This is a genomic window from Bifidobacterium longum subsp. longum JCM 1217, from assembly GCF_000196555.1.
In the GTDB taxonomy this organism is placed as follows: Bacteria; Actinomycetota; Actinomycetes; order Actinomycetales; family Bifidobacteriaceae; genus Bifidobacterium; species Bifidobacterium longum.
This window is the reverse complement of record NC_015067.1, coordinates 85978-99029: the sequence shown is the minus strand read 5'-3', so window position 1 is coordinate 99029 and position 13052 is coordinate 85978. Positions and strand designations below refer to the sequence as shown.

Below are 13052 nucleotides of genomic sequence, written 5' to 3'. Positions count from 1 at the left end.
ATTCGAATCGCAAGGGAACAAGACAACATGTCTATCAATCTGGCCAGCACCTCAAGCTCTCCGGCCAACACGCAACATAGTGATCCTGGCCCGACACCCTCAATCCTCGAAGATGTCATCTCAGGTCTGATCGAGCCGCGCTCAGATGCTCCCGGCGAATATAAGCCGACCCTCATCGCAAATCGCCCCGGTGGATTGACCATGCGCGAGGAAATCGGCAATTCCTTGGCTACTAGCGATTCCTTCGACATTTCTGTCGCATTCGTCTCGGCTGAGGCCGTGCTCAGCTTATTTGAAGACTTCAGAAGTCACCATGAAACAGCGACCCGAGCGGGCACACTGATTACCTCAACGAAAAATCATTTCAACGATCCCAGGGCATTCTGGGAGCTGCTGCATCTTCAGAACACCACTGGTGTTGACGTTCGCGTGTGGGAAGGCTCCCGCAATGCCTCAGTGGCCGCAATGGCTCAAGGACAGCCATTCCATCCAAAGGGATATATCTTTTCTCGCCGCATGAAAGACGGTACGCCCTATTACGACCTGTACGTTGGCAGTTCCAATCTCACTGGAGCCGCATTGACCACGCAACGCGAATGGAATCTCAAAGTCTCATCGCTGGCGGATGGAGAGCTGGTCGGGCAGTTCCAGGATGAAATCGACTCACAGGTGGCCGATTCCGTTCCGCTGACCGAAGAGTGGATCAAACAGTATGAGGAAGATTTCAAGAAATACGCCCCACCGCGTCATGAGATTCTGCAGTCGTTTGAGGGGCATGACATTCAGCCAAACGCCATGCAACAGGAGGCGTTGGCGAATCTCAAGAAACTTCGTGAACAAGGCGAGCACCGCGCAATTATCGTGTCGGCCACCGGCACCGGAAAGACGTACCTTTCCGCATTCGACGTACGCGAATGCCAGCCGAAGCGCATGCTGTACATCGCCCAACAGCAGATGATTCTTCAAACCGCAATGAACTCTTACCAAAAGGTGCTCGGCTGTGATGAATCCGAATTGGGATTGTATTCAGGCACCAGCAAGCAACAGGACCGCCGCTACGTATTCGCCACGGTACAGACGATGCGGCAGCCGGAGGTTTTGGCGCAATTCAAATCCGATGAATTCGACTACGTTCTGGTTGACGAAGTTCATCACGCTGGAGCCGAAGGATATCAGCGCGTCATCAATCATTTCAAAGATGCCGACTTCATGCTCGGCATGACCGCCACGCCAGAGCGCACCGACGGCATCAACATCTTCGAGCTATTCGGGCATAACATCGCGTACGAAATTCGCTTGCAAAAGGCGTTGGACGAGAACATGCTCTGTCCATTCCACTACTACGGCGTTGCGGAATACCTTGGCTCCGACGACGATCCGAATGGAATCGCCCATCGTCTCGATGTCTCCAAGGGTCTTGATGCGAAGGACTCGAAACAGCTCAAGTACGAGATCGAGCAGCTTGCCACCGAAAAGCGAGTCCGCTACATCATTGACAAGTTGCAGGAATATGGGCAGTTCAACATTCCGGTCACCGGACTCGTGTTCTGCAGCCGACAGGAGGAAGCCCATAAGCTGTCCCAGCTGTTTAACCAGCAGTGGAATCAACAAGATGAACGCCCCTATCGCACCGCTGCCGTTACCAGCACGGACGATGACGGCAGGCCCGTGTCCCAAGCGCAGCGAGACGAATACGTCCGCAAGCTCACTGAAGGCGAACTCGACTATCTCTTCACTGTCGATATGTTCAATGAGGGAGTCGATATTCCCGCCGTCAACCAAATCGTCATGTTGCGCAGCACCGAATCCAGCATTATCTTCACGCAGCAGCTCGGGCGCGGACTGCGCAAATTCCCTCACAAAGAAAGCGTTGTGGTTATCGATTTCATCGGCAATTACAACAACAACTATCTGATTCCGGTGGCGTTATACGGCAACACTGGCGACCGCGACAGGGCTCGCAAGAACCTGCAGCGAAAGTCAATCGGCCTGTCGTCCATCAGTTTCGACCCGATCGCCAAGGAGCGCATCCTTAAGTCTTTGGACACCGCCGACTGGTCCGACATGAAAAAGCTGTCCGAACAGTATCGCCAAGTCCGTTACGAGCTGGGCCGCATCCCCATGCTTACGGACATCTATAACTACGACCCCTCACTGCCGTATACCATCGCATCGAAGCGCAGCAACTATCTTGATTTCGTGCGTTCCCGTGAAAAAAGCCTGGGCAAAGGCAAACATCATGAAGCGACATTTGAGGATCAGTTGGAGCCGGTGACCGACGTTGAAGACGCGATACTCAAGATGGCAGCGGAGCTGCTGCTGCCCGGATTGCGACCGCACGAATTGGTCATTCTTGCTCAGCTATGCCATTTCGTCAGCGAACGGCTCGACGACGACGTACCTCAGCATTGGAGTGCGGGCTCGTCAATCGGCCGCAGCGAACTGCTCGATGCGATTCGTACTGAATTCCCGCTGGCCGATGGTTCAGACGCGCAATTCGACTCTGCGATCAGCGTGCTCGATTATTCATATTTCACCGGCCCGAACTGCAATCGTTTTGGCAACCAGCCATTGGTCGAAACCTTGAACAGCACCGGCACAGGAAGCGACACCGCATATCGGTTGAGCAGCAGATTCGCCGACATACTTGCCACGAACCGAACGTTCCGCATCTTCTTCGCGGACACTTTGCGCACCGGTATGGCCAATTGCCGAGATATGTTCCGCGAGGCCGCCGCCAGGCAACAGGTCTTCGACCACATGTTCTTGTACGAGCGCAAATATTCCATGGCTGACGTCATGCGCCTGTGCGGATGGAAGAAGGAAAACACTCCGCAAAACGTGGGTGGTTACCTGCTCGACAAGGAAACCAACACCATGCCCATCTTCGTGAAATACGCGGCCAGCCAATACGAGGATGAATTCCTGAGCACACAGGAAATGAAATACTTCAGCAAGAACGGACGCACTCCGCAGTCTCCGGAATTCCGATGGGCGCTTAGCGGCATTGGCCCGAATTGGGACCACACACATTTCGTCCCGCTATTCGTCATGCGCAAGGCGGAAGAGGCCGATGGCAAGTACTACTACGTTGGCCACGTCGCTGCGTTTGAGAATCCTCAGCTCACCACCAAGCCTGACGCAACCGGACAGGGCAGTGTGAAGGTCACCCTGTCGGTCCTGCGTTTGGCCCGGCCAATCGATCCAGAGCTCTATCGGCATTTAGCCGGCTGACCATCAGCTCCTCAACCGTACGGCGGCGGCCATTCCGCCGTCGCCGTAGGTGGGGTGGGCCATGAAGGCTTGACTGGCGGTGGCGTCGCCGCGCATCGACTCGTCGTAGCCGCCACAGCGCTCCCACGCGGCACGGCGAATTATGACGTGGCCGGGCAGCAATTATGCGACACGAACGTGGCGGCGATGCCACGGTTACGCGCGGCGCATCATGCGATGCTCGCCGGCGACCGTGTGCTCATCCTCACGCTTGGCGGGCTTGCGAGCGCCCGCAATATTCTCCATGCTCATGCCTGCTCATCCCCATCCACAACCGAAATCCAGTCGCCGTATCCTTCCTCGGCCATGCGCGAGCGCGGCACGAAGCGCAGGGCGGCGGAATTCATGCAGTAGCGCAGGCCGCCGCGGTCGGCCGGGCCGTCGGTGAACACGTGGCCCAAGTGAATCTGTGTGTCCGACGTGCGCACTTCGATGCGGTCGCGGCCCGGAATGCGGTGGTCCTCATGCTCGGTCAGCAAGTCACCGGCAATCGGGCGAGAGAACGCGGGCCAGCCGCAGCCGGAATCGAACTTGTCTCGCGACGAGAACAGCGGCTCGCCGCTGACGATGTCCACGTAAATGCCGGGCTCAAACTCCTCGTCATACTCGTTGACGAACGGGCGCTCGGTAGCGGCGTTCTGTGTGACCGCGAACTGCTCAAGCGTCAGATCCCAGATGCGTTCCACGTACTTCTGACGGCGTTTTACGTTCGCGATTGCGGCGATCGGCACATGGCAGTAGCCGCCGGGATTGTTCACCAGATAGTCCTGATGATGTGCCTCGGCCGGGTAGAAGTTGCGCAGCGGTTCGACCAGTACGGCCGGGCGCTGCGGCTGGCGGTCGACCAGCTGCTCCAAGGCCGCCACATACACGGCGCGCTGCGTCTCGTCCGTGTAGAACATGCCAGTGCGGTACTGCCGGCCGCGGTCTTCGCCCTGCTGGTCCACGGAGAACGGGTCAATGACCTCCAGGAACAGTAATGTCAGCGTCCGCAGGCTGACCTGTGCCGGGTTAAACTCGACTTTCACGGTTTCGGCCGCATCCGTGCCGCCCGCGCATACCTGCTCGTAGGTCGGCGATTCGACGGTGGATTGCGCGTAGCCGACCGTGGTGTCCGTGACGCCGTCGACGTTCTGGAAGTAGCGCTCCAGTCCCCAGAAGCAGCCGCCGGCGAAGTATGCGGTTTGCGTATTTCCGTCATTGTGTTCGTTACGTTCGCTCATGCGCCCCACGTTACTACGTCGAGGCGGCTCGCGATGCAGTCAACGACACCTCTGCACCGGCAAAACCGCTTTCGAGGGGCTGATTCGGCCTTCGCAGGAGGTCTACTCCCGTTTCAAGGGGGCTGGTCGGCAGCTAGACCGCATGTAAAAGCCCATCCGCGTCAACGCCATTCCGCCGATTTTGGAGCGTGAATACTCGGCCATCAGCCCCTCGAAGCAGGAGTAGACCTCCCGGAGAGGCCAAATCAACCCCTCGAAACGGAGATAGCGCCTTCTGCGCCCTTCTCGCTGGGCTTTCGCCGCTCAAAGAGGTACATTCGGGCTTCTGCAGAATGCTTTCTCCGTTCAAAGAGGTACTGAATACGGGAAACCCCGAGTACAAACGCCGTCATTGCAACGCTCATACTCGGGATTTCAGAGTTTAGGTATCTCTTTGAAGGCAGTTAGCTGTCCGCAAGAGGCCAAATGTACCTCCTGAAAGCAGATACCCCGTCTCAGGCTCGAATCGGCTAGCCTGCGTACCCGTGTGCACACCTTCACGACCGCAGCGTACTGAGCATGCCGGCCACTTCGGCGGGCGTCACGCTGGGCACGTAGGCGCGCACCACCGCGAGCCCGATCTGCGGCAACGCCGCCGGGTCCGGGTAGCACACGTAGACCGGCGCTTCGGCGGGCTGGAACTTGCGCTTGAAGTTGAACAGCGAGTGGAAGCCGTAGGCGGGTTCCATCCAGTCGGCCACGATCTGCAGCGCGTGTTGGAGCACCTGCGTGCCTTCGCCGGCCGCCACCCCACCTTCCCGGGCATTGTCTCGCTCGGGGTTCATGCCGGCCAAGGGTGCCGCGGACAGGCTCATGAACTCCACGGCATGCTCAGGATCCGCAAGCCCCTCGTCGCGCAGGCGCTCGGCCATGCGCGCGATCAGGAACTCCATAATGCCGTTGGGACTGTCGGTGCGATGGCGCATGAAGTCCAGCGTCCAGCCGACGATGCGCCCGTCGCGCCAGGTGGGCAGCCAGCTGGTGACGCCCAGCACGCGCCCGTCCGCGTCGATGGCGTAAAGCAGCCGCACGCGCGGGTCGCGCAGTTCCTCGACACCGCCGAGCGTGAACTTCATTTCCGGCAGCGCCTTGAGCTGCGCCCACTCCTCGGAGATGTCCTCGATCTGCTCGCGCACATCGAGCGACGCTTCCAGGAACGTGGACTGCACATCGGTCACGCCGTCGCGCTTGGCCTTGTTGATGGCGGTGCGCACATCCTGCCATTTCTTGCCGGTCGTCTTCCAGCCGCGCGGGTCCACGACCATTTCGCTGCCGACCTCGATGGAGCTCCAGCCGACCTCCAGCAACGCGTCGCGCTGTTCGCGATGCACGCTGTAGAACACCGGCGAAAGCGACCGCTCCACGCAATACTGGGTGAAGCCGGTCAGGTCGTCCATCCACTCGGAGGGCTCGCCGAACGGCCCGGTGCAGGTCAAGGCGATGCCGTTGAGCACGCGATATGCCACGGCCGATTTGCCCGTGGGCGAGAGCCAGTAGCTGTTGCCTTCCCACGTAGTCATGAAGCTCATCGATTCGCCGCCGGTTTCGACCAGCCGCTCGGCGCGTGCCTGCGCCCGCTCGTTCGATTCGCTCACGTCGCTCATCCAGCGGATCACCACGACCAGCACCACGATCCAGAACACCAGGCCGACGCCCTGATACACGATCGAGGCCATCGGGGTACGCGGCACGAACGACAACTTCATATGGCTCAGGAAGCCGATGGGCAGGAAGCGCCCCGGCAGTTCGGCCAACAGCGACGAGGCCGTGGCGCGCGGCGAGAAGGCGTCCGGCTGGGCAATGCCGTACATCAGGTACACGGCGGCGCACGCCAGCAGAACCAGCACGATGGCACCGACGCCGCCGATCAGCCGGCGCCAGCCGACGCGAATCGGGAAGTGCTTCATTGCCGCAGCCAAGGCGATGGCGAAGATCAGCGGCGGCAAGGTGTTCGTCACGCAGGCGGTGATCGCGCCGTGCTGCAGCAGGGAGGTCATGCCATCCGGCGCAAAGCTCAGCGGCACGACCAGGTAATAGGCGATGGCAACGCCCGCCGTGAACAGGTTGATGGCCACGGCGCAGGTGGCCGCGAACCGACGTCCGCGATACAGGCCCCACGCCAGCACCAGAGTCACGGCGGTGGGCAGCAGCGAGCGCAGTACCGCGCCGGGCATCGAGGCGCGCATCAGGTCGAATTGCAGGAAGCAGCCGCTGTGCGTGGCGCCGGCCAGGCAGCGCGCGAGCGTGCCGTCGTCGACGGAGACCGGACTCATGAGCAGGCCGACTGTGCTGAGCGGCCCCGCGTGATTATGCGAGGTGATGGCGATGACCGGCCCCAGCGCCAGCACCACGGCGATGGCCGCGAACATGCGCCGCGCCTCGAAGGAGGTGCTGCGCAGCCAGTGCCATCCGGTTTCGGCGTGCGCGGGCGACCCGGCCATCACGCGGCCGACCGCGTGTCCGATCAGCGCGGCGGCGAGAATGCAGTAATCGCCAGGATTGCCGCTGTAAAGCAGCGCGACCAGAATCGCCACGTAGCCGATCAGCCGAATACGCCGCCGCAACAGATGGCTGCAGAACGCGCTGGCCGCCATAAGCGCGCCGACCGGCAACACCAGCGGGCTCAGGGCGAACTGCATGCGGGAGACGAATTGGGAGTCCTGGAACAGCCATCCGGCCGCCGCACACAAGATCAGGCCCACGATCACGCCGCCGAGCGCGCAGGCGAGCGCGGTGCCGACGGTACGTGCGCGGCCAAGCCACGGCTCGGCGATTGACAGCATGACGAGCCACAGCACGGCATCAAGAATGAGCTGGATGACGCCGCGCGCCAAGAACAGCGTGCAGAAGAGTTTGCCGAAATCGAATTCGGCCATGCTGGTGTCGAGCCGCAGCGGGAACGCGAATCCGGCCATCGCGACCACCAGCCACACCACCAAGTTCAGCACCACCAGCGCCACCGTGGCAGTGATGGCCAGTCGATGACCGTCCGCCCACTGTCGCACGTCGCCGGCCAGTTCGCGCCAGCTTTCCGCCGCATGACTGTTGTGCTTACGCGATTCTTCGCTCATTGCAACACCTCCACTTGTGGGTACTCCTTCAACGATTTCGCCATCTCGCCCAAGCCGGTCCGTTCGCCAAACCAGTCGAGACCGGGCCGCCAGACCGCCTGCACCGCGTGCCAGTCGTGGCCGGCGCCGGGCACGATCAGCTCGGTGACCTCCATGCCGGCTTTGCGCGCGGCGGCGGCAATCGTGCGCATGTTGCTAATCGATTCCTTGTCCCGTTCGCCAGCACCGGTGAACAGCGCCTGCTCAGATGTGCCGCTGGAGGCGATGGCGTTGACCGGCACCTGTTCGTCGTATGCCTTGCGGTCGCCGGCGAAATACTCTTGGACCATCTTGCCGACGCTGCCGTTGGTCGGCTTGAGTTCGCCGTCCACCGGCAACATCGCGCCGTAGATTTCGGGATGACGCGGGACGAGCTGCGTGGTGCAGGTGCCGCCTTGCGAGAACCCACCCATCGCCCACATGCGGGCCGACTTGGCCACGGGCAGCATCTTCTTGGCCCAGTTCACCACGTCTGTGGTGAGGTAGGTTTCGGCGTTGCCTTGCGTGGTGTCGGCGCACAGGCTGTTGTGCGTGGCCTCGCCGTTCTGGTCGGGCACGAGCACGATCGGCGCGAGCCCGTCATGTTTGGCGGCGTACGCATTCATCGTGGCGGCGATGTTGCCGGCGTCGATGAGGCGACTGGGGCTACCGGGCTGCCCGGCCAACAGCTCCATCACCGGCAAGGCCGGCGGACGGTCGGACAGCGCGGCGGGCGGCAGGTAGATCATCGCCTTGCGGGCCGTGAAGTTGGATTTGGCGTTCGGAATGTCGACGGTGAGCACCTTGCCTTGGCTGGGCATGGACGGCAGGCTGCCCTTCCGCGCCTTGCTATGCCAGTCGCTGACACTCATCGCGGCCTTGTGTACCTCGATTGAGCCGAGCGAGGCGTACGGCGTGTAGCCGACGAGGGTGCCGATGGTCTGGTATTCGCCGTAAATCGAGTCCACGCCGAGCGCGGTGGACAGCAGCACCAGCGGCACCAGCACGACGGCCAGCGCACGGCGGACCCCGCGCAGGGTCACGGCTGCGGCGATCACGAAGCCGACGCCGGCGATGCCGCCCGCGATGGTGAAGATCACCGGCCAGCCCAGCGATACGCCGAACACCATAAACACGTCGGACACCAGCCATGCAACCAGCAGTCCAGCCGCGCCGGCGAGCACGGCGGCAATCAGCGAGACAATCAGCGGGTGCAGGCGGCCGCGCTTCTTGCTCTTGCTCAATGCCAGCCCAATAATCAGTATGATTGCCGCGATCGCGGTCAGTCCGAACACGGTCCGCGGCACGATTCCGCGGACCAGAGACAATTCCATGAACGTTTTCCAAACGGAGTTCTTCATCCTTCACCCCCGCGCTCCAGGCTCCTCGCCTTGTAAGCTCACGCAACACTAGCGCGCGATTCATAGAGCGTCACCCAATTTCACAAAAATTGTCGCGAGTTCTCATGGTTTCCCCAGACTCCGTTCAGCGCCTGTTCACATCCGGTCTGGCGCCCGCAGTTCAAGGCCAGTGTCGGCGCTGGATTAGCGGCGCGCAGGCTTGTCCCAGCTTCAGCCGGAAGCAGGGAATATGCTGGTGGATATGACTCACGCAAACGAACAACGTCCAGCAGCGACCGGCAATGCCGCCGATAACGTGTCTGACGCCCCTACTGGCCCCGCGACGAGCGCGGCGGCAAGGCCCACGACCGTCACGGCTGATGGCACAACAGCCACAAACGCCGCGGCCAGTTCAACAGCAAAGCCCGCAGCCAGCACCTCTTGGGCCAGGGAAACCAACCCACGTCGAGCACTGTTGACGATTATCGTCACGGTGGTGGTTGTGGTGGCCATCGTACTGGGGCTCGGATTCTTCGTGAACTGGGGATTGGCGGCCCTTTTGGTGATCATTATGATTCCGGGGGCGATTTCGCTGGCCGTTCTCGCCAAGCACCCTGAATCCACCGGCGGGCGCAGCATGTTCGGCATCTCCGATCCGAATACGCTGCTTGACCCGATTCGCCGCCCGTCCGAGCGTCGCGGCGAGTAAGTTGCTGCTGCCCATCGGGCGGTAATTTATCCATGGGGCGGTAAAAGGCCCATGGGGCGGTTTGAAGAAATTGTGAAACGGCAGAATAAAGCCATTTTGGGATACCGCCCCATGAGGGTTTTACCGCCCCATGGGATTATTACCGCCCCATGAGCAAAGCCACCCCGCTATTTGCGCGCACTGACCAAGTAATTAAGCACCGATCCGACGGCCACCAGCAGCGCGCCACACCAAAACGGCAGCGACAGCGCTAAACCCAGCAACACCGCACTGGCCCCGGTGGACAGCACCGGCGTGGCATAGGACGCAATAGCCAGCCGCTCCATAGACCCGTGCAGAATGCCATAGCCCCAGCAGGCATAACCACCGCCAATCGCCGCCGCGGCAATCAACACAAACAGCCATGCGACCAGACTCGGCGGCTCGGCCGGCCACCCCTGCCCGGACGCGAAGTGGATAATCCACAACGCCACGGCCACGCAGGGGAAGAACAATGAAGTGCCGTCCACCCCATGACTCATGGCTGGCGTGAACACCGCGTACACCGACCAAGCGAGCGCGCCCACGAACGCCAGCGCATAGGGCAAAGGGTTGGCGGCGATATGCTGCACGGCCGCATGCCAGTCGAGCCCGGAATTACCGCCGACCGCCAACACCACGCCGGCAGTGGCCACGATCGCGCCCGGCAGCACCTTGACGACCGCGTGCTTGCGATGGGATACGCCCGCCGACAGCAGCACCATCATCGTGGGCCACAGATAGTTGACCAGGCTCACTTCCACCGAGGATGCGTCGGTAGAGGCCAGACCCAGCGAGAGGGATATCGACGATTCGTAAAATACGAACAACAGGCCGCCGATAATCAGGTATTTCTTGGGGAACTCGCGAATCGGGGCCGGGCGCCGGAACATCAGCAGCAGGATGCCGCCGACCGTGTAGATCAGGGCCGAGCCAAGCGTGGCGCCGAAGTTTTCGGAGACGATGCGCACGGTGCCGGCCATGAAGCTCCACAGCAGGATTGCCATCAGGCCGATGGTCGTGGCGCGCGCGGATACGACGTGGCCGCCGGAATGGCTTGCCGCCGGTGCCGGTGTGCCGCTTGCGTTCTGTGCGCCGTTCGCCATATGTCCGCCTCTCTCGCATCGTTTCGAAGTCACTCTACCCATCGGATGTGTACAGCGGCAGAACGGCACGCGACCGGCGCGCGAACAGGGTGGGGTTCGGTGATTGAAACAGCAAAATGCCGGGTAGGGTAAATCCCTACCCGGCATTTGCATTGGCTATGTTTCCCGCCGTCTGTCAGGTTAGTCGGCGTTGAAAGCGTAGGGCAGACGGCGTGGGAAGCATGGTTTGGTTACGATTTATCTCTCCCCCACCCGCTTCGCGGGAGCCCCCTCGTCAGAGGGGGCAAAGCTACTCGAAGCGGGACTTCGGGACGAATCAAGTATCGTCAGCCCTCAATCGCGATTTGGTGCTTGGACTCGACTTGCGGCTGGGCCTGCATCTTCGGAACCTGGATGCACAGCGTGCCGTTCCGGTAGCTGGCGTGGATGTCGGACTCCTTCACGTCCTCGCCAACGTAGAAGCTACGCGAGCAGGAGCCCATGTAGCGTTCGCGACGCAGCCACTTGCCCGAATCGGACGCGCAAGCACACTTGCTGTCGGAAGCCTCGTCCTCAGCGGCCGGAGCCTTGTCCTCATGCTCGCTGCAACGCGAGGCGGACACGGTCAGATAGCCGTTGTTGAGCTCAAGGTTGATATCTTCCTTCTTAAAGCCAGGCATATCGATGTCGACGTCGTAACCCTTGTCGGTCTCGCGCACATCGGTAGTCATCATGTTGGCGGGCATTACGGCACTCATCGTGTTGTCCGTGTTGCGCCAACCCTCAAAGAACGGATCATCGAACAGATCCGAGAACATCGTGTCATTCATCAAAGCCGGAAACATTGCCATAATCGGTACTCCTTGATTAGGAGAGAATCGGCTTGGCTGCCGGCCGCCAACCCGTATCGCGGGGCTAGCAGCGGTTATCGTGGCCGGTTCCGGAACCCTCCCGGGCTCTCAACCTTTAACCTTCACTTCATCCAATTCCCGAGCGCGGCAATCATTCCGGGATTATGCCCACAGAGAAATTGCGGCGGGAATGGCTGCCGGTAAAGCCGGCCGAGCCGAGCGCCGTGACCACCCTCAGCCAGTCTTACGGCTGCCAGCTCCCGCCAGCGGGAGCATATATACGCACACCAGTAGGCGTACTCATATACCTCTGCCAACGGGAGCATGGTTGCACGTTCCCGCAAACTCCGCCAACGGGAGCATGCTGGCGCGCGAACGGCTCACATCTGCTGGGCGTTTTCGAGCAAGGCGTTTTTGAGGTCGGACTCGATTTGGCGCATCTTGACCTGGGCGGCCTCGCGGTTGGCCTCGCCTTCCTTCTGGATCTGCACGGTCTCCTTCAGGGTGGCGATGAGTTCGGCGTTGATCTTCTCCAGCGTGTCGATTTCCACCACGGAACACTGGTTGGCCTTTTCCGCGTCCACTGCACCCTTGTACAGGGCGGCCGCGTTACGCGCCAGCAGCTTGTTGGTCACATCGTCGGCCTTGTTCTGCAGGTCGAGAACCTTGCGCTGGTTGGACAGGCCCAGCGCGATCACCATCTGACTCTTCCACACCGGAATCGTGGTGGAGATGGTGGTGTCGATCTTGTCCACGATGGTCTGGTCCGCGTTCTGGATGATTTTGATCTGCGGCGCGGTCTGCAAGGTAACCACGCTGATGCGGTCGAGGTCGTCGAGTCGCTTGGCAAAACGGTCGAGCTTGGACTTGAAGTTCTTCAGCACTTGCGCCTGCATGGCGTCGCCACTGGCGGCGGCCTCGGCCTCCAGCGCTGGCAGCTGGTTGGCGTTGAAGTCGGCGAGCGCCTTCTTGCCGGCCAGTACGGTCATTTTCAGCTCGCGGTATTGCTGGGCGTTCTGCGTGTACATCGTGTCGTACATGGAGATGTCGGCCACGAGTTTGGCTTGCGCGGATTGGAGGGTGGTGATGAGGTGTTGCATGGCATCGTTGTTGGGCAGTTCGGATACGGCCGGGATCTGGTCGAGCGTGCCGGCCACGCCGAATCGGCTGATCGAATCGGTGCCGGCGAAGTTGGCCGCGCGGAAGCCATGGCGCTCCCACGCCAGCTTCTGCACCGCCGGTGTTTTCAACAGGTTCAGCAGTGTGCCGCCTTTTCTCGTCCAAGGCCATCAGCGTGTGGGTGCTCCACACGGTCGGCGTCGGGTAGACGATGACCACGTCGTCCTTGATCTGCTTGAACGCATCCGGCTGGTTCACGGCCAAATCAAGCAGCTGCGATTCGTAGCCCACCATCATCGGCTTGGA

The 13052-nt window shown here is 61.1% G+C and carries 8 protein-coding genes and 1 pseudogene; 2 read left to right on the top strand and 7 right to left on the bottom strand.

Annotation, left to right across the window (positions count from 1 at the left end; translation table 11 throughout):
- Window positions 1–27: 27 nt before the first annotated feature.
- Window positions 28–3234: a DEAD/DEAH box helicase gene (locus tag BLLJ_RS00390; protein WP_007055924.1), complete on the top strand. Its 3207-nt coding sequence runs from the start codon at window positions 28–30 to the stop codon at window positions 3232–3234.
- Between the two features lie 198 nt (window positions 3235–3432).
- Here the strand turns inward: BLLJ_RS00390 and BLLJ_RS10810 are convergent.
- From BLLJ_RS10810 to BLLJ_RS11070, 4 genes and pseudogenes are all read right to left on the bottom strand, one after another.
- Window positions 3433–3525, bottom strand: a pseudogene (locus tag BLLJ_RS10810) (pyridoxamine 5'-phosphate oxidase family protein); the annotation flags it as partial.
- Complete coding sequence (gene msrB / locus BLLJ_RS00385) at window positions 3522–4496, bottom strand: peptide-methionine (R)-S-oxide reductase MsrB (protein WP_007055903.1); 975 nt, start codon at window positions 4494–4496, stop codon at window positions 3522–3524. The gene msrB and the pseudogene BLLJ_RS10810, both read right to left, overlap by 4 nt.
- Window positions 4497–5032: 536 nt before the next feature.
- The gene (locus BLLJ_RS00380) at window positions 5033–7606 is read right to left on the bottom strand and encodes a bifunctional lysylphosphatidylglycerol flippase/synthetase MprF (protein WP_013582310.1); all 2574 of its coding nucleotides are present in this window, start codon (window positions 7604–7606) and stop codon (window positions 5033–5035) included.
- Entirely contained in the window at window positions 7603–8985 is a 1383-nt protein-coding gene (locus BLLJ_RS11070) for an alpha/beta hydrolase (protein WP_032740565.1), read from the bottom strand. Before BLLJ_RS11070 ends, BLLJ_RS00380 begins: the two co-directional genes overlap by 4 nt.
- A gap of 241 nt (window positions 8986–9226) precedes the next feature.
- On the opposite strand from BLLJ_RS11070, the gene BLLJ_RS11355 reads away from it, so the two are divergent.
- Entirely contained in the window at window positions 9227–9673 is a 447-nt protein-coding gene (locus BLLJ_RS11355; protein ID WP_223616655.1) for a hypothetical protein, read from the top strand.
- A gap of 167 nt (window positions 9674–9840) precedes the next feature.
- Here BLLJ_RS11355 and yddG read toward each other — a convergent pair whose 3' ends face one another.
- From yddG to BLLJ_RS00355, 3 genes are all read right to left on the bottom strand, one after another.
- On the bottom strand, window positions 9841–10797 hold the full coding sequence (gene yddG, locus BLLJ_RS00365) for an aromatic amino acid DMT transporter YddG (RefSeq protein WP_007055929.1): 957 nt from the start codon (window positions 10795–10797) through the stop codon (window positions 9841–9843).
- A 326-nt stretch (window positions 10798–11123) separates the two neighbouring features.
- A complete protein-coding gene (locus tag BLLJ_RS00360) occupies window positions 11124–11627 on the bottom strand; it encodes an Hsp20/alpha crystallin family protein (protein ID WP_007055906.1) in 504 nt (167 codons plus the stop codon).
- Window positions 11628–12007: 380 nt separating this feature from the next.
- On the bottom strand, window positions 12008–12877 hold the full coding sequence (locus BLLJ_RS00355; protein ID WP_230473292.1) for a toxic anion resistance protein: 870 nt from the start codon (window positions 12875–12877) through the stop codon (window positions 12008–12010).
- Between the last annotated feature and the right edge of the window lie 175 nt (window positions 12878–13052).

Bases quoted from the DNA above. Each gene is read 5' to 3' on its own strand.
- BLLJ_RS00360 (WP_007055906.1), bottom strand. From the start codon at position 11,627: ATGGCAATGTTTCCGGCTTTGATGAATGACACGATGTTCTCGGATCTG.
- BLLJ_RS11070 (WP_032740565.1), bottom strand. From the start codon at position 8,985: ATGAAGAACTCCGTTTGGAAAACGTTCATGGAATTGTCTCTGGTCCGC.
- msrB (WP_007055903.1), bottom strand. From the start codon at position 4,496: ATGAGCGAACGTAACGAACACAATGACGGAAATACGCAAACCGCATAC.
- yddG (WP_007055929.1), bottom strand. From the start codon at position 10,797: ATGGCGAACGGCGCACAGAACGCAAGCGGCACACCGGCACCGGCGGCA.
- BLLJ_RS00390 (WP_007055924.1), top strand. From the start codon at position 28: ATGTCTATCAATCTGGCCAGCACCTCAAGCTCTCCGGCCAACACGCAA.
- BLLJ_RS11355 (WP_223616655.1), top strand. From the start codon at position 9,227: ATGACTCACGCAAACGAACAACGTCCAGCAGCGACCGGCAATGCCGCC.
- BLLJ_RS00380 (WP_013582310.1), bottom strand. From the start codon at position 7,606: ATGAGCGAAGAATCGCGTAAGCACAACAGTCATGCGGCGGAAAGCTGG.